The following is a 20,464-nucleotide window of genomic DNA, read 5'->3' as shown; positions in this document are numbered from 1 at the left end:
AGAACCTAGAGGCGGAATTCTTCGCCCAGATAAACGCGTTTCACTTGCTCATCGGCCAGAATAGCATCTGGTGTGCCATGGGCAATCAGTTTGCCTTGGCTGACAATGTAGGCGCGTTCACACACGTCCAGCGTTTCGCGCACGTTGTGGTCAGTGATCAGCACGCCCAGGCCGCTGTCACGCAGGTGCTCGATGATTTTCTTTATATCGATAACGGAAATCGGGTCAACCCCGGCAAAGGGTTCATCCAGCAGGATGAATTTCGGGTTGGCGGCCAGCGCGCGGGCAATTTCCACGCGGCGGCGTTCACCACCGGAAAGTGACTGGCCCAGGTTGTCGCGCAGATGAGAAATATGGAACTCCTCCATCAGTTCTACCGCACGATCGGTACGCTGTTCGCTGGTGAGATCGTCACGGATTTCCAGCACGGCCATCAGGTTGTCGTAAACGCTCAGGCGACGGAAGATCGAGGCTTCCTGCGGCAGATAGCCGATACCGCGGCGTGCACGCGCATGCAGCGGCAGAATGCTGATGTCTTCTTCATCGATGGCGATACGCCCGGCATCGCGCTGAACGATACCCACGACCATGTAGAAAGTAGTGGTTTTCCCTGCGCCGTTGGGGCCCAGCAGGCCGACGATTTCGCCGGATTTCACTTTCAGGCTGACGTCTTCAACGACTTTGCGGCCTTTATAGGCTTTCGCCAGATGTTCTGCGATGAGTGTTGCCATAAGTGATTAGTTACTCTTCTTTTGACCGTTTTTGTCTTGCAACTGTGATGGCACCAGCACCGTGGTCACGCGTTTGCCTTTATCGCTGAACGCCTGCATCTGCTGCTGCTGTACCAGATAGGTGATGCGATCGCCCTGCACATTGCTGTCGAGCTGTTCCAGGTAGGCATTGCCAGTGAGCGTGACTAACTGGGTGGCAACGTCGTAACGAACTTTTTGTGCATGGCCTTTCACCGGCTTGCCGTTATCTTGCATCTGGTAGAACGTGACCGGGTTGCCAAAGGCTTCAATGTAGGTCTTGTTCTGATCGCCATCTGGACGAGTAACCACCACTTTATCGGCTTTGATCTCAATGGTGCCCTGCTTGATCACCACTTCGTCGGTAAAGGTGCTGACGTTGCTCTGCATATCCAGCGATTGTTTCAGTGAATTGATATTCACCGGCTGATCGGCGTCGGATTTCAACGCCAGAACCGGAGTGCTGGCGGTCAAAACGAGGCTGGCGATCAACAGATTACGGAGTTGTTTTTTGGTTCTGAATTTCATAGTTGGTCTTGACCTTATCAATCAGCTCAGCGGTTTTGTCCCGCAAGTTCCCACGCATTTTCATGCCGTTAGAGGTAAAATTGGTCCCGAACAGGGTCACTTCGTCATCGGAGTAGACATCCTGTGTGACCAGATTAACCCGAGCATTGTCCGTTTTGATTTTTTCTAGCTGCGAGGTGGTGGTCAGGCTGTTCACCTCAACGTGGCCGTACAGATACAACATACGATCCTTGGTCAGCTTGGCGCGATCGGCGCGTACCGACCAGGTGGCTACGGCGTTCTGATCAAACAGCGTCATCACCGGCTGGGTAAACCAGCTTAATTCATCGGCGGTGTAATACTTCACCTCTTCGGCCACCAGTTTATAGTTCAGCTTACCGGTTGGGCTGTACACCACGGTCACCGTATGCTGACTCTGGTAGGTCGGATCCTGATGATTGATCGGCACCGAACTGTCGTCATCGCTGAAGTCGGCCATATTCCAGCCGATCAGCGCCAGTACGATCACCGCCAGTATCAGGGTGATCCAAAGCTTGGTTTTACTCATATTGACAACCCTTTGGCCCCTTCCAGCTTGTTCTGAGCCAAAAGAATAATGTCACACAGTTCACGCACGGCACCACGCCCACCGGCAATGCGGGTAACGTAATGAGCACGCGGTGTCAGCAGCGGATGCGCATCTGCTACAGCGACCGCCAGACCCACTTCGGCCATCACCGGCCAGTCGATCAGATCGTCACCGATATAGGCCACTTCATCATGCGCTAACGACAGTTTATCCAACAGTTCGCGGTAGGCCAAAAGCTTATCGGATTGCCCTTGATACAGATGGGTGATATCCAGCGTTTTTGCGCGATCTTCCAGCAGTTTGGCAGAACGGCCGGTGATGATGGCGACGTCAATGCCTGAGGTTTTCAGGCAGCGGATGCCGTAGCCATCACGCACATTGAAGGCTTTCAGCTCTTCACCCTGGTTGCCCATGTAGATCAGGCCGTCTGACAGCACGCCGTCGACATCACAAATCAGCAGGCGGATCTTCCCGGCTCGTGCCATTACGCTTTCAGTTACCGGCCCGTAGCAGGTTTCGACCATACTCATTCACTTCGTTCCTTTCATTAGACGACGCCGGCGCGCAGCATGTCATGCATATGTACCACACCCAGCAACTGGTCGCCATCAGCAACCAGCACGGCGGTGATATGGCGCTGCTGCATCAGGTTGAGTACGTCAACCGCCAGCATGTTCGGGCGCACCCGGATGCCGCCCAGCGTCATCACATCGGCGATTTTGGCGTTGTTGAGATCGATACCCATATCGAAGACCCGGCGCAGGTCGCCGTCGGTAAAGATCCCGGCGATTTTCATCAGATCGTTGCAGATCACGGTCATGCCGAGATTCTTGCGGGTGATCTCCAGCAAAGCATCGCGCAGAGAGGCATCGGCGCTCACCTGCGGGATCTCATCGCCGCTGTGCATGATATCGCTGACGCGCAGCAACAGGCGGCGGCCAAGCGCCCCGCCAGGGTGCGAAAGTGCAAAATCTTCCGGCGTAAAACCGCGCGCTTTCAGCAGCGACACCGCCAGGGCATCGCCCATCACCAACGTAGCCGTGGTGCTGGTGGTAGGAGCCAGGCCGAGCGGGCAGGCTTCTTGCGGCACCTTAATGCACAGATGTACTTCTGCCGCTTTGCCCATTGAGCTTTCCGGGTTGTTGGTCAGGCAAATCAGCGGGATCTGCTGGCGTTTCAGCACCGGGATCAAGGCCAGAATCTCATTGGACTCGCCGGAATTGGAGATGGCCAACACGATGTCCTGCGCTGAAACCATGCCAAGATCGCCGTGGCTGGCCTCTGCCGGGTGCACGAAGAACGCTGGGGTGCCGGTGCTGGCCAAGGTAGCGGCAATTTTGCTGCCGATGTGGCCGGATTTGCCCATACCCATTACGACGACTTTGCCGCAGCAGGCGGCGATCATTTCACAGGCGCGGGTAAAATCGGCATTGATGTACTGATCAAGCTGTGCCAGGCCGTCGCGCTCAATCTGGAGCACTTCTCTGCCCGCCTGCTGAAAATCAAAGCCTGGTTGCCACTGAATGTTCGACATACTCATTCCCATCACTTAGCCAAAAAACGCGCTGAAAGGGTTAAACAACAACACCGCAAGATACGCAATAAAACCACATAATAACAGAGCACCAGCCAGATGGCCGATGCGATGTTTACGCCCGATACACAAGGCGCTGAGCAGGATACTGGCCGCCAGCATCACCCAGTAATCGCGCTGGAAAGCGGCAGAATCAATACTGCCCGGCGACAGCAGGGCAGGGACGCCCAGAACAATCACCGTGTTAAAAATATTGGAGCCGATGATATTACCAATCGCCATATCATCTTCACCCTTTAGTGCTCCGGCAATCGAGGTGGCCAGTTCGGGCAGGCTGGTGCCGATGGCAATAATCGTCAGGCCGACCACCAGTTCGCTCAGGCCAAAGTAATGGGCAATCACCGTGGCGTTGTCGACGATCATCTTCGAAGAGAGCGGCAGGATGATAAAGGCCAGCACCAGCCACAGCACCGCCACGGTGTTGCTGCTGTCCTGCGGCAGTTCGGCAAGCTGTTCCATGGTCAGGCTGTCATTGCCTTCGCGCTGGGCCTGGCGGGCGATTTTCAGCATCAGCAGGATAAACCCGGCGGCCGCGGCCAGCAGCAGCACGCCATCCAACCGGCTGAGGCTGTTGTTCATCAGCACAAAACCGCACAATACGGTGACCGCTAACATCAGCGGCAGTTCGCGCCGCAGGATTTCAGAACGCGCTGCCAAAGGGTGGATCAGGGCAGCAACCCCCAGGATCAATAAAATATTGGCGATGTTGGAACCTAACACGTTGCCAACGGCCATATCGGTCTGCCCGTTCAGCGCCGCCGTCACCGAAACGATCAGCTCCGGCAAGGAAGTGCCGATGCCGACAATGGTCATCCCGATAATCAGCGGTGGTACGCCCAAGGAGCGGCTAATCACCGCCGCACCATAAACTAATCGATCCGCTCCATACACCAGTAAAAATAAACCAACGATTAACAATACTATCGCGAGAAACATGCAGGGTCCTTTATTGGGTATAATCCCCCTGGCTTTTCAGGTTGCAGTGTTGTGGGTTGTGCACGTTCACCCCAGTGATTGGGGCACCGACTGACCGCCTGGCTACAACTTGAAATCCATTGGGTATCATCCCGGTTCGTTGGTAAAGCCGAAATTCGGCCATCTTGCTTGCCCATCGTTGTACAAAGAACAACGGATTTTCCCGGCTAAAAGTCAAACAGTTTCATTTTTTTGCGTTATTTCTCAATTTTGACTGCCTGAAGCCTAAAAGTAAAACCAATGGCATCATTGGTAGCGAAATGACGATAAGTTTTTGTAAAGATAAGACGCATCGCGTCTGTTGCTTTAACATCACGGATAGATTTAGAGCCTGCCCAATCGTTCTATTAGAAGCAGGCCCCTAGCAAGAATGACCGGTAAAGGATCAATAAACATGTACCAGAAGGCAGATAATCTGGTCGAAGTGCGCGGTATGAGCTTCTCTCGCGGCGATCGGCTGATATTTGAAGACATCAATCTGACGGTCCCCCGTGGCAAAATAACGGCGATCATGGGGCCATCGGGGATTGGCAAAACCACATTATTACGCCTGATCGGTGGCCAGTTAGCGCCAGATCGCGGCGAGATCTGGTTTGATGGTGATAACATTCCTGCATTATCGCGCCATCAACTGTATGAATCGCGTAAAAAGATGAGCATGCTGTTCCAATCGGGGGCGCTGTTCACCGATCTGACGGTATTTGAAAACGTGGCTTTTCCGCTGCGTGAGCACAGCCGCCTGCCGGAGCCGATCCTGCGCAGCACGGTGCTGATGAAGCTCGAAGCAGTGGGATTGCGTGGCGCTGCCGAACTGATGCCCAACGAGCTTTCGGGTGGGATGGCGCGGCGTGCCGCACTGGCACGGGCCATTGCGCTGGATCCGGAATTGATCATGTTCGATGAGCCTTTTGTCGGCCAGGATCCGATCACCATGGGCGTCTTGGTCAAGCTGATTGACGAGTTGAATCATGCGCTGGGCATCACTTGTATCGTGGTGTCACATGATGTGCCAGAAGTGTTGAGCATCGCTGATTACGCCTATATCGTGGCGGATCACCATGTGATTGCCGAAGGCACAGCACCGCAGTTGCAGAACAACGCTGATGCGCGCGTGCGTCAGTTTCTGGATGGTATTGCCGATGGGCCGGTACCGTTCCGCTATCCGGCCAGTGATTATCAGACTGAGCTTCTAAGGAATGGGAGTAATTAATTTCATGTTTTTACAGGCGTTAGCGTCGTTAGGGCGCCGTGGCATCAACACCAGCGCTTCCTTTGGGCGTGCCGGGCTGATGCTGTTCCACGCGCTGGTCGGGCGCCCGGAACCGCGCAAGCAGTGGCCGCTGTTGATCAAGCAACTTTACAGCGTGGGCGTGCAATCGTTATTGATCATCATGGTTTCCGGCGTGTTTATCGGCATGGTATTGGGGCTGCAAGGTTATCTGGTACTAACCACCTACAGCGCAGAGGCCAGCTTGGGTATGATGGTGGCGCTATCGCTGCTGCGTGAACTGGGGCCGGTCGTGACCGCGCTGCTATTCGCTGGCCGTGCCGGTTCTGCCTTGACCGCCGAGATTGGTCTGATGAAAGCCACAGAGCAGCTATCGAGCTTGGAAATGATGGCGGTCGATCCGCTGCGGCGCATCGTTGCCCCGCGTTTCTGGGCTGGCCTGATCAGCATGCCGCTGCTGACGATCATTTTCGTTGCCGTCGGGATCTGGGGTGGATCGGTAGTGGGGGTGGATTGGAAGGGGATCGACAGCGGTTTCTTCTGGTCTGCCATGCAAGGAGCGGTTGAATGGCACAAGGATTTACTCAACTGCCTGATCAAAAGCGTGGTATTTGCTATTACCGTCACCTGGATTGCGATCTTCAACGGCTATGATGCGGTGCCGACTTCTGAAGGGATTAGCCGGGCAACGACAAGGACCGTGGTACATTCGTCACTGGCGGTGTTGGGATTGGATTTTGTGCTGACTGCACTGATGTTTGGGAATTGATTCGATGCAAACGAAGAAGAGTGAAATCTGGGTTGGGGCGTTCATGCTGATTGCACTGTGTGCCGTCGTCTTCCTCTGTCTCCAGGTAGCAAATATTAAATCGATCGGCAATGAGCCGACTTACCGTATTTATGCCACCTTCGATAATATCGGTGGCTTGAAGGCGCGTTCCCCGGTGAAAATCGGTGGTGTGGTGATTGGCCGGGTGGCTGAGATCTCTCTCGATGCGAAAACCTACACCCCGCGTGTGGCGCTGGATATTCAGGATAAATACAACCAGATCCCGGACACCAGTTCGCTGGCGATCCGTACCTCCGGTCTGTTGGGGGAGCAGTATCTGGCGTTGAACGTCGGTTTTGAGGATCCCGATATGGGCACCGCCATTCTGAAAGATGGCGGAACCATTCAGGACACTAAATCGGCCTTGGTTCTGGAAGATTTGATCGGCCAGTTCCTTTACAAGAGTGGCAGCGATAATGCGGGTAAACCGGCCGATGCCGCTGCTCCGGCAACGGATGCTGCTCCGCACACTGTTACAAGTCATTAAGAGAGGAAGCCTGCATGTTTAAACGTTTACTGATGGTGGCTCTGCTGGTGGTTGCACCGCTGGCTTCTGCGGTTGATCAGACCAACCCTTATAGCCTGATGCAGGATGCTGCGAATAAAACCTTCACGCGCCTGAAAACCGAGCAGCCGAAGATCAAGCAGGATCCCAACTATCTGCGGACCATCGTACATGAAGAGTTGATGCCTTTTGTTCAGGTGAAATATGCCGGTGCGCTGGTGTTAGGCCGTTACTACAAAGAGGCCACTCCGGCGCAGCGTGAGGCCTATTTTGCCGCCTTCCAGGCTTATCTGGAGCAGGCTTACGGCCAGGCACTGGCGATGTATAACGGCCAGACTTACCAGATCGAACCGGCACAGCCTTTAGGTGATGCCGATATTATCGCCATGCGTGTGACGATCATTGATAACGGTAGCCGCCCGCCGGTGCGCCTGGATTTCCAATGGCGTAAAAACAGCAAGACTGGCTACTGGCAGGCATATGACATGATCGCCGAAGGCGTCAGTATGATCACTACCAAGCAGAACGAGTGGGCGTCTACTCTGCGCACCAAAGGGGTTGACGGCCTGACTCAGCAGTTGCTGGTAGCGGCACAGCAGCCGATCACGCTGGATCAGAAAAAGTGATGGCTGAGGCTCTGAGCTGGGAATCACAACAGCAAACTCTGACCCTGCGCGGTGAACTGACTCGCGAAACGTTGTTGCCGCTGTGGCAACAGCGCGAGGTGTTGATGGCGGATAAAACCACCCTTGATGTAGCGCAGTTGCAGCGTGTTGACTCTTCCGGCTTGGCAATGTTGCTGCATTTGCGCGAGCAGCAGCACCAGCAAGGTATCGAGTTAAAAATTTCCGGCGTGACAGAACGGTTGCAAACGTTGATCACGCTCTACAATCTGCAAGCGATAATGCCTGCCGAAACCGTCAGTTAGCCATATTTTTAGCTGGCTGCGCGCTGAAAGCCCCTGTTACCGAGGGGCTTTTTCTTTAGTTTAAGAAAGCGCCGGATTCCACTAAGATACAGGGCTGATGATGATCCTTTTGATACAGAACTGGATACTATGGAAAATAGCGAAATTAAAGACGTACTGATGCGCGCGTTGGTACTGGATGAAGTCCATGTTACCGGTGATGGTAGCCACTTTCAGGTGATCGTGGTTGGTGAACTGTTCGCCACCCTGAGCCGCGTCAAAAAACAGCAGACCGTCTATGCGCCGTTGATGGAATACATCGCGGATAACCGCATTCATGCCTTGTCGATCAAAACATTCACGCCAGAAGAGTGGCGGCGGGATCGCAAGCTCAACGGATTTTAAGGCTGTTTGCCCTGTCAGGCAGGCAGCTCAGAACAAATAACAGAGAGTAGTCAAATGGATAAATTTCGTGTGCAGGGCCGGACCCGTCTGAGCGGGGAAGTGACCATTTCCGGGGCAAAGAATGCCGCCCTGCCGATCCTGTTTGCCGCGTTGTTGGCGGAAGAGCCTGTCGAGTTACAGAATGTCCCGAAGCTGAAGGACATTGACACTACCATCAAATTACTCAGCCAGTTAGGCACCAAAATCGAGCGTAATGGCTCGGTGTTCGTTGATGCCAGCGAGGTGAATGAGTTTTGTGCGCCGTACGATCTGGTGAAAACCATGCGTGCATCCATTTGGGCCTTGGGGCCATTGGTCGCACGCTTTGGTCGTGGTCAGGTTTCGCTGCCCGGTGGCTGTGCCATCGGCGCGCGTCCGGTTGATTTGCACATTACCGGCCTGGAACAACTGGGTGCTGAGATCAAACTGGAGGAGGGTTACGTCAAGGCTTCTGTGGACGGGCGCTTGAAAGGTGCACATATCGTGATGGATAAGGTCAGCGTAGGCGCTACCGTGACCATTATGAGCGCGGCAACCTTGGCGACGGGTACCACCATCATTGAGAACGCCGCACGTGAGCCGGAAATTGTCGATACCGCCAACTTCCTCAACACGCTGGGTGCCAAAATCAGCGGTGCAGGCACTGACCGCATCACGATTGAAGGCGTTGAGCGCCTGGGTGGCGGCGTTTATCGCGTGCTGCCTGATCGTATCGAAACCGGTACTTTCCTGGTGGCGGCAGCGGTTTCCGGTGGCAAAGTTCTGTGCCGCAATACGCGCCCAGATACGCTGGATGCGGTGCTGGCCAAGTTACGCGAAGCCGGAGCCGACATTGAAGTGGGTGCCGACTGGATTAGCCTGGATATGCATGGCAAGCGTCCGAAAGCGGTAACCGTGCGTACTGCGCCGCACCCTGGCTTCCCGACCGATATGCAGGCGCAGTTCAGCCTGCTGAACCTGGTGGCAGAAGGCACCGGTGTGATCACCGAAACCATCTTTGAAAACCGTTTCATGCACGTTCCTGAACTGATTCGCATGGGGGCACATGCGGAGATCGAGAGCAATACCGTGATTTGCCACGGTGTTGAGCAGCTTTCCGGTGCGCAGGTGATGGCAACGGATCTACGTGCTTCCGCTTGCTTGGTGCTGGCAGGCTGTATTGCTGAAGGCGTGACGATGGTTGATCGTATCTATCATATCGATCGTGGTTATGAGGGTATCGAGCACAAGCTGCGCGCGCTGGGTGCCAATATCGAGCGTGTGAAAGACGCATAAGGCCACGGTTTGTCGCTACAGAGAAGCCTGGGAAACCGGGCTTTTTAGTTATTATCTTCCGGGAATTCTCCCACCGCCATCTTCAGCGTCAGGCGTTGACCTTCACGTAATACCACGACCGGGATTTCGGTGCCTGGGCGAATTTCGGCCACCTGATCCATGGTTTCCAACACGGCCACTGCCGGTTTGTTATCGACGTTGATAATGATGTCGTTGATATGGAAACCTGCTTTGGCGGCTGGCCCATTGGGCGTGAGTTCGGTAACGATAATGCCTTGCAGGCGATCGATGCCGGTATTGGATGTGCGAACCGGAATAATCTCTTTCCCCTGAATGCCGAAGTAACCGCGGATCACCCGGCCATCGCGGATCAGCTTATCCATAATCTTGGTTGCCAGCGCCGTCGGAATGGCGAAGCCCAAGCCTTCAGGCGTTTCCCCATCGGTCACTTTGTCGTAAGTGAGCGTATTGATACCCATCAGTTCACCCAATGAGTTGACTAGCGCACCGCCAGAGTTGCCGCGGTTGATGGAAGCATCGGTTTGCAGGAAGGTTTGCCGCCCGGTAGTGCTCAAGCTGATACGGCCGGTGGCACTGATAATCCCCTGCGTGACCGTTTGCCCTAGATTGTAGGGATTGCCGATCGCCAGCACCACATCGCCGATATGCGCCGGGCGTTGGCTATTGATCGGGATCACCGGCAAATTGCCGGGATCGATTTTCAGCACCGCTAAATCCGTCAGGCTGTCGGAGCCCACCAGCAGCGCCTCATAACGGCGGCCGTCTTGCAGCACAACGGTAATCAGCTGAGCATCTTTGATCACATGGCGATTGGTGATGATGTAACCGCGATCGTTCATGATCACGCCGGAACCCAGCGAAAGCACGTTGGCGGTGCCACTCATGTTGCGATTATAGATATTCACCACCGCAGGCGCAGCGCGGCGTACGCCGGTATTGTAACTGGCAGGGGTTTCGTCACTGGTATTGCCAGGCTTGTTCGCGAAAAGATTACTGGAAGAACGCAGCACGGGCAGGGCAACCAACAACAGGCCGGCGACAATCAAACCAATAACAATGGAACGCAAAAGCTTAGCAAACATGGATTTTTAATATGAGAAATGGAAGATAAATGGAGGATAGCATGAGTTAACCGGGTGCAGTATGTTGCCGCACCCGGTTTTAAGACAAATTAACGCATTAACAGATAAATGTTTTCATTGCCGCGCATGATGCTCAATGCCGTGACGGCTGGCTTAGTTTCGAGCAGTTTACGTAACGCAGTGATGTCTTCAATCCGTTCACGGTTGACACCGATGATCACATCCCCTTTTTGCAGGCCAATCTGCGCCGCCGGGGTGCCTTTTTCGACGTTTTCAATTTTCACGCCTTTGTCACCGCTTGGCAGAGCACCGTTACTGAGGGATGCCCCTTGCAGCGACGGAGACAGCGTCTCGGCGTTGGTGGCGGCACTCTCGCTGTTGTCCAGGGTGACTGCAACCTCCATCGGCTTGCCTTCGCGCAACAGACCCACCTTGATGGTAGTGCCTGGTGCGGTGGTGCCGACTTTGGCGCGCAGTTCAGCGAAGCTGCTGATCGGTTTGCCTTCAATCGACACCAGAATGTCACCGGCTTTGATGCCCGCTTTAGCGGCGGCAGATTTTGGCAGCACTTCGCTGACGAAGGCACCACGCTGAACGTCGGTATTAAAGGCTTTCCCCATATCGGCGGTCATTTCGCTGCCCTTGATACCCAACAGACCGCGTTTGACTTCACCGAACTCAATCAGTTGCTTGCTCAGGCTCTGCACCATATTGCTAGGGATCGCGAAACCAATACCGATATTGCCCCCGCCCGGCGCCAGAATGGCGGTGTTGATACCGATCAGTTCGCCGTTAAGGTTAACCAGCGCGCCGCCAGAGTTGCCACGGTTGATGGAAGCATCGGTCTGGATGAAGTTTTCCAGCCCTTCCAGGCTCAGGCCGCTGCGGCCCAAGGCGGAGATAATGCCGGAGGTTGCTGTCTGACCGAGGCCGAAGGGGTTACCGACCGCGACGGCAAAGTCACCCACGCGCAGTTGGTCGGAGTCTGCCATTTTTACCGCAGTCAGATTTTTGGCTGCGCTGACCTGTAGCAGAGCAATGTCGGACTGCTCGTCACGGCCCAGCAGTTTGGCATCGTATTCACGGCCATCATTGAGCTGGATGCTGATCTTGTCGGCGTTATTGATGACGTGGTTGTTGGTCAGGACATACCCTTTTTCCGCATCAATAATCACACCAGAACCCAGTCCTTCAAAAGGACGCGAGCTTTGCCGCTGTGATGGCATATTGGGGCCAAAGAAGAATTTAAACTGCTCTGGCAATTGTTGCTGATTTTGTACCTGGGTGCCTTCCACTCGCACGCTCACCACGGCGGGCAGGACTTTTTCGAGCATCGGTGCCAGGCTTGGCAGCGGTTGCCCCTGAACGGCAACCGGCATTACTGCGTTGGCTGCCGGTACAGAAGTCAGCGTCAGGCTAATACTAATTGCTAACACGCTAAGAATTAATGATTTTTTCTTCATTGATAGTAACTCTCTCAATACCTGCCGGTGAAATTCTGATGATAAAGCAATAGCGATACCCATGTAAGACTGTGAATTTGCGTGAAAAGTTCACTTAATCGTCAGTAGCAAGAATAGCTCAGATGCAGGGGGTAAGGCGTGGACAAAATCAAGAAACCCGTGGGATGGCCCACGGGTTACATTAGAGAGATTAATCGCGGCGTGGTGTTGCACCACGCAGCAGACCAGATGCTCCTTCGGAATAGTCCCGCGGCATTTCTACGGGTGCCTGATCGTTATCGGCTTCCGCTTCGGTCAGACGATAACGGAACGGATTGTCTTGGAGAGGTAGATCCGGCAGCAGATTGTTGGAGCTTTTCGCCATGTGCTGATACAGCTGACGATAGTCGCGCGCCATGTTATCCAGCAGTTCGGCACTGCGAGCAAAGTGGCCAACCAACTCCTGACGGTATTCCTCGAGCTCGGTTTTGCTTTTATCCAACTCGCTTTGCAACTCTTGTTGTTGGCGTAGTTTACTGTTACCAAAACGCATCGCTACCGCACCAATCACGATACCGACGGCCAAACCAATTAGCGCATACTCCCAGGTCATGATGACTCCTATTTTGACTTCGTTGTTCCGCAGGGATTTTTCACTTAATAATGTCCACTATAACCGTTAACCTTGTCTGAGTGGAATCCTGATAAACCGTAACCGAATGTTTGCCGGGTTTTTCTCCGGCCACAGCGCGGGTAAATGTGGCGAACAGGGTGCGAAGCGGCAGCGAAACGCCGCGAAAATGGGTTAAATAAATTCTCAGCGTTCTTAGGGATCGTCGAATAAATGCAGGCACAGTCACCGTTATCACGCTACCAGCAGGCGCTGGAGGCAGGGGAATACCAGGCCGATGCGGTTCAGCGTCAGGCCGTTACGCAGTTGGATCAGATTTACCAGGCATTGCTGCAACTGCCTGCCCAAGCGGTAACAACGGGAGGTCTACGCGGCAAACTCAGCCGACTGTGGGGCAAAAGTAGCGAAACGCCGAGCCAGCGCCCAGTGCAGGGGCTCTATATGTGGGGGGGCGTTGGCCGCGGTAAGACCTGGCTGATGGACCTGTTTTTCCACAGCCTGCCTGGCGAACGCAAACTGCGGCTGCATTTTCACCGCTTTATGCTGCGGGTGCACGAAGAACTGACGGAATTGCAGGGGCAGGAAAATCCGCTGGAGATCGTGGCCGACGGTTTCAAGGCACAGACCGATGTGCTGTGCTTCGATGAGTTTTTCGTCTCGGATATCACCGATGCCATGCTGTTGGCAACGCTGTTGCAGGCACTGTTTGCCCGTGGGATTACTTTGGTGGCAACCTCCAACATTCTGCCGGATCACCTCTATCATAACGGCTTGCAGCGTGCTCGCTTCCTGCCCGCCATCGCGTTAATCAAGGAACATTGTGAGGTGATGAACGTCGATGCCGGTATTGATTATCGCCTGCGCACCCTGACGCAGGCGCATCTGTATCTGACACCGCTCACGCCACAAAACCAGGGCGCAATGGATCAGATCTTTTTGAAACTGGCGGGAAGAGCAGGTGAAGATGCGCCGGTACTGCAAATCAACCATCGGCCGTTGCCGACGATCCGTGCGGTGGAAGGGGTTTTGGCTGTGGATTTTCACACTCTGTGCGAAGAGGCGCGCAGCCAGTTGGACTATATTGCGCTGTCGCGTCTGTATCACAGCGTGATGCTGTATAACGTGCGCATTATGGGGCCGCTGAAGGAAAATACTGCCCGCCGTTTTCTGGCTCTGGTGGATGAGTTCTACGAGCGTCATGTCAAACTGGTGATTACCGCCGAGGCATCGATGTTCGAGATTTATCAGGGCGAGCGGCTGAAGTTTGAGTTCCAGCGCTGCCTGTCGCGGTTGCAGGAGATGCAGAGTGAAGAGTATCTGAAGCTGCCGCACTTGCCATAAATACGTTGCCAGTAACAACCCGTTACTGGCAACGTTTCTGGTGTAAATCCATCCCCACCGCAAAAACTGTTCGACCTTTGTGGGGGACTTCTCTATAATCCTGCGACCCCACGTTACAACAAAGTTTTTTTCCCAAAAACTTTATAGTGCCGGCAATGGCTATTCGAAGGGGTAGGTTTGCTGGACTTGATGGTCGTGTGAGCCTCAGCTGTTTTCGAGCGTTTGGGTGTTCACCAACGTGTAACTAATTATTGGGTAAGCTTTTAATGAAAACTTTTACAGCTAAACCAGAAACCGTAAAACGCGACTGGTATGTTGTTGATGCAGACGGTAAAACTTTAGGCCGCCTTGCTACTGAACTGGCTCGTCGTCTGCGCGGCAAGCATAAAGCGGAATACACTCCGCACGTTGATACCGGTGACTACATCATCGTTCTGAATGCAGAAAAAGTTGCTGTAACCGGCAACAAGCGTACAGACAAGATGTACTACCATCACACCGGCCACATCGGTGGTATCAAAGAAGCGACCTTTGAAGAGATGATTGCTCGCCGTCCTGAGCGTGTGATTGAAATCGCGGTTAAAGGCATGCTGCCGAAGGGCCCGCTGGGTCGTGCAATGTACCGTAAACTGAAAGTTTACGCGGGCACTGAGCACAATCACGCGGCACAGCAACCGCAAGTTCTTGACATCTAATCGGGATTATAGGCAATGGCTGAAAATCAATACTACGGCACTGGTCGCCGCAAAAGCTCCGCCGCTCGCGTCTTCATCAAGCCGGGCAGTGGTAACATCATTATTAACCAGCGCAGCCTGGAACAGTACTTCGGTCGTGAAACTGCCCGCATGGTAGTTCGTCAGCCGCTGGAACTGGTCGACATGGTTGGTAAATTTGACCTGTACATCACCGTTAAAGGTGGTGGTATCTCTGGTCAAGCTGGTGCTATCCGTCACGGTATCACCCGTGCACTGATGGAATATGATGAGACTCTGCGTGGCGAACTGCGTAAAGCAGGCTTCGTTACTCGTGATGCTCGTCAGGTTGAACGTAAGAAAGTCGGCCTGCGTAAAGCACGTCGTCGTCCGCAGTTCTCCAAGCGTTAATTCTTGCTGCTTCGGCAGTGCGATTTGCGCGAAAAACCCGGTGCTTCGCCGGGTTTTTTTATGCCTGAAATTCCTTGAAACTTCATGAAAATTTGCAACTCGCTTGACAATTCAACATGAAATCGCCGTATAGTCCCCACAAAACAGTCAAAATCTGGTAGACTATCACCCACTTTTGCGCCTGTTCGCCGTGCAGTTGCCGTCAGTCTACCTCCGAGGCCCGTTTCTCGATCCAGGTTTATCTGCGAGCTGCTGGCTTGCGGTCAAGAATATTCAGGATAGCAGCCTGATAGACCCAATAGATTTCAAATTGCCGCAGGGTAGTATTTGAAAGACGAAGGGAAGTTGGCTATTCGCAGTATTTTCTAGATAAAACTTGGAGGTTTTCATGGCTGTCGCTGCCAACAAACGTTCGGTAATGACGCTGTTTTCTGGCCCGACCGACATCTTTAGCCATCAAGTACGTATCGTACTGGCGGAAAAAGGTGTCAGCGTCGAGATCGAGCAGGTTGAACCGGATAACCTGCCACAAGATCTGATTGACCTCAATCCTTACCAGACGGTACCTACGCTGGTCGATCGCGAACTGACGCTGTATGAATCCCGCATCATCATGGAATACCTTGATGAGCGTTTCCCGCACCCGCCGTTGATGCCGGTTTACCCGGTTGCTCGTGGTGAAAGCCGCCTGATGATGCTGCGTATCGAGAAAAACTGGTACTCGCTGATGTACAAAATCGAGCAGAGCAACGCTCAGGAAGCAGAGTCAGCACGTCGTCAACTGCGTGAAGAACTGTTGGCGATCGCGCCAATCTTCGGCCAGACGCCGTATTTCATGAGCGAAGAATTCAGCCTGGTGGATTGCTACCTGGCACCGTTGCTGTGGCGTTTGCCACAACTGGGTATTGAATTGAGCGGTACCGGCTCCAAAGAACTGAAAGGCTACATGACCCGTGTGTTCGAGCGTGATGCATTCCTGGCCTCCCTGACCGAAGCCGAGCGCGAAATGCGCCTGCAGACTCGGGGCTAAGCGTCATGGATATGTCTCAGATGACCCCGCGCCGTCCTTATCTGTTGCGGGCATTCTATGACTGGCTGCTGGATAATCAGCTCACCCCGCATTTGGTGGTGGATGTTATGCGCCCTGATGTTCAGGTGCCGATGGAGTTTGCCCGTGACGGCCAGATCGTTCTGAACATCGCGCCGCGTGCCGTTGGTAACCTGCAACTGGGTGATAGTGACGTGAGTTTCAGCGCCCGTTTTGGCGGTGTACCACGTCAGGTGTTGGTGCCAATGGCAGCAGTGCTGGCGATCTACGCACGCGAAAACGGTGCTGGCACCATGTTCGAACCTGAAGCCGCCTATGAAGCGGAAGGGACTTTCGAAGGCCTAGAGAATCAAACCAGCCCCGCAGAGAATCTGATGTCAGTGATCGATGGCGATCGTCAGGACAACCATGATGATCATAGCCCTGATGATGAACCACCACAGCCGCCACGCGGTGCTCGCCCGGCGTTGCGCGTCGTGAAGTAATCGCGGCAAGCAGGATAAAAAGGTACAGCATGCTGTACCTTTTTTGTTGCCCGCAGATCTTCGGAGAGGGGCTTACGTCAAAACTTCGCCCCTTCATTCTCCGCCAGACTATTAGGAAGAACATATAAAAAACAGGCAATTACATAATTAAAATTACGGTCTCCGAAGGTAAAGTGCCCGAAAACGCTGTATTAATAACCTTACCTTTACCATTGGTATTTCATCAGAGTTAATTTTCATGAAATATTTTTAAAAAACTTTTTTTAGTGAATTATTTTTGTCTTTTATTGATTTTCATTGTTTTAATTTTTTTTGTTTCTTTGTTGTTAATTTTCACAATGGTTTCATCTCTCTAATGCCTTTTTTATATCATATAAAACAAAATATCATCTTCTCAGTTTCAGAGTTCAATCCTATAGTGCGTTCGAATTAAATTTTGGCGTTGAAAATGCCATATTAAGTGAAGGGTTATTTTATTGATGAGTCGATTTCAAATAATCATTTTAATAATGGTTATTTGAACAAAACTCAAAAATAAACGAGAGAGACGTTTCCTAACGGAAAGGGCGTCGTATTCATTTTAAAAAGGAAAGTAAGTAATGAATAAATTTATTTTATCTACTATTGCTGCCGCAGTTCTGTCTACCAGCATGGCTCATGCGGCTACTGGGGTGCAAAAAGAGATTACTATTGTTGCCAATATCAACGATGCCATCTTTGTTTCCAAGCCTGATGGTAGCACTTGGTATGACAAAGAAGAGTTGTTCGCCAAGGACTATACCCAGACTTCGTTTGCCTCTAAGGATCTGCCAGTGCGTGTCTATACCACTGATAATGAAGTGAACGTTTCTCTGGTGCAGAACCCAGTTATTGCACGTACTGATGGTGCACAGTTGTCTAACGTCGCGGTCAGCTTTGCAGGTAAACCAGTGGTTCAGGGGACTCCACTGAAAGTGATGCAGACCACCGTAGCTCCGGGCGGTTATGACAACACCTATACCTTGCAAGTGACCGCTGGCGCACCGACCAACATCGGTTCTGGTCCGGGTGCCACGACTAACGGTTCATACCAGGGCGATCTGGTTATGATGTTCGAACCAAAGCCGTAATATCATACTGAAATACGTTTATTAATGATTTTCGCATGATGAATAATAGGGTTATTATTTGTAACCCTATTATTTTAATGATTTATACCCTAAATGATTCGAGTTGCAGTCATATCCATAAAATTTGAAATGTGGCGGGTATAGGATGCAGGGTATTTAGTTAGAGTAGATTGACGATATAACTCATTACATGGCAGGAATGTTGAGTGAACCCACATTTAAGTGACTTATTAATTGTTGTGTAATTACGCCAATCAATAAGTCATTGACTCTATATGGAATATAAGATGGGCAGAGTTATCCCGGGATGGGCGACAGGTTTATTATTATTGACACCGTCAGCAGCCACCTTTGCTGATGGGCTCCAGATCGAATATCAGGTACCCGCAGGTTTTTCCGAGACTGAACAGGATTCCTCCATGCAGTTTCTGGCTACCCTCGACAGTAAACCTTTGCCGGGGCCCGTTAGCTGGTCGGCCAAAATGAATCGTCTCTCTTTTGACGAGGTGCTCTATCGTCAGAATGGTATCTCAACCGAGCAGATCGATCTGCTCAACAAGGTACTGACTAGCATCCCTTATGCCGTCTGTCCGAATGGCTGTGACTATAACGTCAATGGTCAGACTGTATCGCTGGACAAGGTTAAGCAGTCGTTGACTATCACTGATGGTAAGCAACGTTACGTACAGCCCCAGACCATGATGGGATTTATCCACAATCAGTCGCTGGATGTCCGCGTCGCCTCCAATGAGTACCAGGCTGTGTCTGCCTACGGTCAGGGTTATCTTGGCCTGCCTGCGCAGAGCTATGGCTATCTCAACTGGTACTACAACGAGAGTAAGAATTTTGATAACCGGACTACCGACCAGGGGGTAAGTACTTGGTATCTGCAGAAAAACTTTGCGACTACCTATCTGCGCAGTGGTCGTCAGGACAGCCGAGACAGTGCTGCGGGTAGCGTCAGCACCTCGCTCAATCCGAGTTTTGATCAGTTTGTCACTTTGGGGAGCCAGGATAATCTCCGGCGCGATAACCAGTCGGCCGGCAAGATGGTGCTTTTCGCTACCGCCGACGGTGACTATGAATTCTACCGCGATGGCCGTCTTATCCGTCGTCTGCCTGCGGTTATTGGCCGTAATGAGATCGACTATAACCAGTTGCCCGGTGGTTTTTACAGTGTCGAAGTTCGGCTGGTCAATCGCGGTGGTCAGGTGGTCAGTACCGAAACTCAACAGATTGCCAACATTAACTACGGCGGTAACAGCGGCTGGTACCTCACGTTGGGTAAAGAACTCGACACCGAGAGAAACCTCCTCAGCGCCGGGGTCAGCTTCCAAACCAACTGGTTTGCCGCCAGCAGTGCCTTGCTGAAGGGGGCAGGTAAGGCCTGGGCAATGGAACATAACATTACCCGACCGACACAAGTGGCTAATGTGGACATTACCCCTACCGTCGGTGTGATGGCGGGCGAAAAACGTGTTGGCGGCTATGCCAGTCTGAGTGCAGGTAGCCAGTTACTGGGTTATCTGACGGCATCGAAGTATCAAAATACAGCGGTATCTGACTTCTACCCGGCTAACAACAGCATAGCGTTTGGTTACAGCCGCCAGTTTGGCCCTACTCGTCTGGGTTACAACTACAGTCGTTATGACCGCAGCGAACGCCATCAACTGCAAAGCTCATGGGACTGGCGAGGCAATGGTGTCTGGGCAGTGATTTCAGCCGGGGTGCAAAAAGGCGGATTCAACGACAGTAATAACAATTACGGGTTGTATCTGAACACAACACTCATGCTTGACCGTAGTGCCGGCACGCTGAACGCTGCCTATAGCGACGGTAAGCTCCACACTGGCGGCAGCTATACCCGTGAATTCGAAGACAGCACCGGTACCACCTATGCCGGTGTGGATTTCAGTGAAGTCGGCCGCACCAATGCGGTTGGCCTCAACGCCCGCCGCAGCGGTACACGAGGGGATGCATCTCTGCGTGCCGGTGTGGACGATCATATTACCAGCGGTAGCTTCAACTATAACGGCATGCTTGCCGCCAGCCGCGATGGGATTGCCCTCGGCCGAACCAGCCCGAGTGGCGCAGCCATGTTGGTCACCACCCCCAAACTGGGGGATGCCAAATATGGCTTCAAGGTTGAAGGTAACCCGGTGGGTGGGGGGAGCACCTACGCGGTGCCATTGGCCAGCTATCAGGACGTGACTTTCGCCAGAGCTCAGACGGTGGATGCCAATGTTGACATGAATATTCGTCTGCCAGCCAACGTCGTACGTGCCCATCCGGGGCAGGTGTATCCGGTAAGGGCAGAAGTGGACATGAACCTGTTGTACAACGGTTTCTTGGTTGATAGCAAGGGAGCGCCGGTTAGCGGTGTCTTGCTGGAAACCGGTGATACGGTTTACCCGAATGGCCTGTTCTCAGTGGCTTCTTCCATGCTGCTCAAGGAGATCACTGTTACCGGTAAACAAGGGCGTTATCGCTGTGACCTGAGCCAGCCCAAAGACAAACGATATTTCTGCGTTGCTGGCTGATACTGGGAACGGCAAGCGATTTAACCTACTGGATATAGTGAATACAGGTGAGAAGGGCCA

At 52.8% G+C, this 20,464-nt stretch carries 23 protein-coding genes; 14 read left to right on the top strand and 9 right to left on the bottom strand.

Going from position 1 to position 20,464, the window contains the following annotated elements:
• Positions 1-5: 5 nt before the first annotated feature.
• The 6 genes from lptB to ACX1CU_RS21175 are packed head-to-tail and all read right to left on the bottom strand — an operon-like array spanning position 6 to position 4,375.
• A complete protein-coding gene (lptB, locus tag ACX1CU_RS21200) occupies positions 6-731 on the bottom strand; it encodes an LPS export ABC transporter ATP-binding protein (RefSeq protein ID WP_459400191.1) in 726 nt (241 codons plus the stop codon).
• A gap of 6 nt (positions 732-737) precedes the next feature.
• Positions 738-1,277, bottom strand: a complete 540-nt coding sequence (lptA, locus tag ACX1CU_RS21195) for a lipopolysaccharide ABC transporter substrate-binding protein LptA (RefSeq protein ID WP_459400190.1) — start codon at positions 1,275-1,277, stop codon at positions 738-740.
• Positions 1,246-1,824, bottom strand: a complete 579-nt coding sequence (gene lptC / locus ACX1CU_RS21190) for an LPS export ABC transporter periplasmic protein LptC (RefSeq protein WP_459400189.1) — start codon at positions 1,822-1,824, stop codon at positions 1,246-1,248. Before lptC ends, lptA begins: the two co-directional genes overlap by 32 nt.
• On the bottom strand, positions 1,821-2,375 hold the full coding sequence (kdsC, locus tag ACX1CU_RS21185) for a 3-deoxy-manno-octulosonate-8-phosphatase KdsC (RefSeq protein ID WP_459400188.1): 555 nt from the start codon (positions 2,373-2,375) through the stop codon (positions 1,821-1,823). The genes lptC and kdsC overlap by 4 nt, the downstream gene beginning before the upstream one ends.
• A 17-nt stretch (positions 2,376-2,392) precedes the next feature.
• Entirely contained in the window at positions 2,393-3,379 is a 987-nt protein-coding gene (gene kdsD, locus ACX1CU_RS21180) for an arabinose-5-phosphate isomerase KdsD (RefSeq protein WP_459400187.1), read from the bottom strand.
• 15 nt (positions 3,380-3,394) lie between these two features.
• On the bottom strand, positions 3,395-4,375 hold the full coding sequence (locus ACX1CU_RS21175; protein WP_459400186.1) for a calcium/sodium antiporter: 981 nt from the start codon (positions 4,373-4,375) through the stop codon (positions 3,395-3,397).
• Positions 4,376-4,808: 433 nt separating this feature from the next.
• Between ACX1CU_RS21175 and mlaF the strand changes: the two genes are divergently transcribed.
• The 7 genes from mlaF to murA all read left to right on the top strand — a co-directional run bounded on the left by mlaF (position 4,809) and on the right by murA (position 9,602).
• Entirely contained in the window at positions 4,809-5,624 is an 816-nt protein-coding gene (gene mlaF, locus ACX1CU_RS21170; protein ID WP_459400185.1) for a phospholipid ABC transporter ATP-binding protein MlaF, read from the top strand.
• Positions 5,625-5,628: 4 nt separating this feature from the next.
• Positions 5,629-6,411 carry a lipid asymmetry maintenance ABC transporter permease subunit MlaE gene (gene mlaE / locus ACX1CU_RS21165; protein WP_459400184.1) on the top strand — a complete coding sequence of 261 codons (783 nt, stop codon included), beginning with the start codon at positions 5,629-5,631 and terminating at the stop codon, positions 6,409-6,411.
• A 4-nt stretch (positions 6,412-6,415) separates the two neighbouring features.
• Positions 6,416-6,958, top strand: coding sequence for an outer membrane lipid asymmetry maintenance protein MlaD (mlaD, locus tag ACX1CU_RS21160; RefSeq protein ID WP_459400183.1), 543 nt, complete (start codon positions 6,416-6,418; stop codon positions 6,956-6,958).
• Between the two features lie 14 nt (positions 6,959-6,972).
• On the top strand, positions 6,973-7,602 hold the full coding sequence (mlaC, locus tag ACX1CU_RS21155; RefSeq protein WP_459400182.1) for a phospholipid-binding protein MlaC: 630 nt from the start codon (positions 6,973-6,975) through the stop codon (positions 7,600-7,602).
• Positions 7,602-7,904 carry a lipid asymmetry maintenance protein MlaB gene (gene mlaB / locus ACX1CU_RS21150; RefSeq protein ID WP_459400181.1) on the top strand — a complete coding sequence of 101 codons (303 nt, stop codon included), beginning with the start codon at positions 7,602-7,604 and terminating at the stop codon, positions 7,902-7,904. Before mlaC ends, mlaB begins: the two co-directional genes overlap by 1 nt.
• Positions 7,905-8,033: 129 nt before the next feature.
• Positions 8,034-8,288: a BolA family iron metabolism protein IbaG gene (gene ibaG / locus ACX1CU_RS21145; protein WP_459400180.1), complete on the top strand. Its 255-nt coding sequence runs from the start codon at positions 8,034-8,036 to the stop codon at positions 8,286-8,288.
• Positions 8,289-8,342: 54 nt separating this feature from the next.
• Positions 8,343-9,602, top strand: a complete 1,260-nt coding sequence (murA, locus tag ACX1CU_RS21140) for a UDP-N-acetylglucosamine 1-carboxyvinyltransferase (RefSeq protein WP_459400179.1) — start codon at positions 8,343-8,345, stop codon at positions 9,600-9,602.
• Between the two features lie 44 nt (positions 9,603-9,646).
• Here murA and degS read toward each other — a convergent pair whose 3' ends face one another.
• From degS to zapG, 3 genes are all read right to left on the bottom strand, one after another.
• On the bottom strand, positions 9,647-10,705 hold the full coding sequence (gene degS / locus ACX1CU_RS21135; protein WP_459400178.1) for an outer membrane-stress sensor serine endopeptidase DegS: 1,059 nt from the start codon (positions 10,703-10,705) through the stop codon (positions 9,647-9,649).
• Between the two features lie 89 nt (positions 10,706-10,794).
• Positions 10,795-12,168 carry a serine endoprotease DegQ gene (gene degQ, locus ACX1CU_RS21130; protein ID WP_459400177.1) on the bottom strand — a complete coding sequence of 458 codons (1,374 nt, stop codon included), beginning with the start codon at positions 12,166-12,168 and terminating at the stop codon, positions 10,795-10,797.
• Positions 12,169-12,358: 190 nt separating this feature from the next.
• On the bottom strand, positions 12,359-12,760 hold the full coding sequence (gene zapG / locus ACX1CU_RS21125) for a Z-ring associated protein ZapG (protein ID WP_459400176.1): 402 nt from the start codon (positions 12,758-12,760) through the stop codon (positions 12,359-12,361).
• A 231-nt stretch (positions 12,761-12,991) separates the two neighbouring features.
• Here zapG and zapE point away from each other — a divergent pair, with 231 nt between their 5' ends.
• The 7 genes from zapE (at position 12,992) to ACX1CU_RS21090 (ending at position 20,404) form a co-directional block, all read left to right on the top strand.
• Positions 12,992-14,119, top strand: a complete 1,128-nt coding sequence (gene zapE, locus ACX1CU_RS21120; RefSeq protein WP_459400175.1) for a cell division protein ZapE — start codon at positions 12,992-12,994, stop codon at positions 14,117-14,119.
• Between the two features lie 266 nt (positions 14,120-14,385).
• The gene (rplM, locus tag ACX1CU_RS21115; protein WP_459400174.1) at positions 14,386-14,814 is read left to right on the top strand and encodes a 50S ribosomal protein L13; all 429 of its coding nucleotides are present in this window, start codon (positions 14,386-14,388) and stop codon (positions 14,812-14,814) included.
• Positions 14,815-14,829: 15 nt separating this feature from the next.
• A complete protein-coding gene (rpsI, locus tag ACX1CU_RS21110; RefSeq protein WP_459400173.1) occupies positions 14,830-15,222 on the top strand; it encodes a 30S ribosomal protein S9 in 393 nt (130 codons plus the stop codon).
• A 388-nt stretch (positions 15,223-15,610) separates the two neighbouring features.
• Complete coding sequence (sspA, locus tag ACX1CU_RS21105) at positions 15,611-16,252, top strand: stringent starvation protein SspA (protein ID WP_459400172.1); 642 nt, start codon at positions 15,611-15,613, stop codon at positions 16,250-16,252.
• Positions 16,253-16,257: 5 nt separating this feature from the next.
• Positions 16,258-16,755: a ClpXP protease specificity-enhancing factor gene (sspB, locus tag ACX1CU_RS21100; RefSeq protein WP_459400171.1), complete on the top strand. Its 498-nt coding sequence runs from the start codon at positions 16,258-16,260 to the stop codon at positions 16,753-16,755.
• A gap of 599 nt (positions 16,756-17,354) precedes the next feature.
• On the top strand, positions 17,355-17,864 hold the full coding sequence (locus tag ACX1CU_RS21095) for a CS1 type fimbrial major subunit (protein ID WP_459400170.1): 510 nt from the start codon (positions 17,355-17,357) through the stop codon (positions 17,862-17,864).
• A 287-nt stretch (positions 17,865-18,151) separates the two neighbouring features.
• Positions 18,152-20,404, top strand: a complete 2,253-nt coding sequence (locus ACX1CU_RS21090) for a TcfC E-set like domain-containing protein (RefSeq protein WP_459400169.1) — start codon at positions 18,152-18,154, stop codon at positions 20,402-20,404.
• Positions 20,405-20,464 lie beyond the last annotated feature (60 nt).

This window comes from Serratia sp. D1N4 (assembly GCF_054552755.1).
The sequence above is the reverse complement of the archived record's forward strand: the minus strand, read 5'-3'. Positions and strand labels throughout refer to the sequence as shown.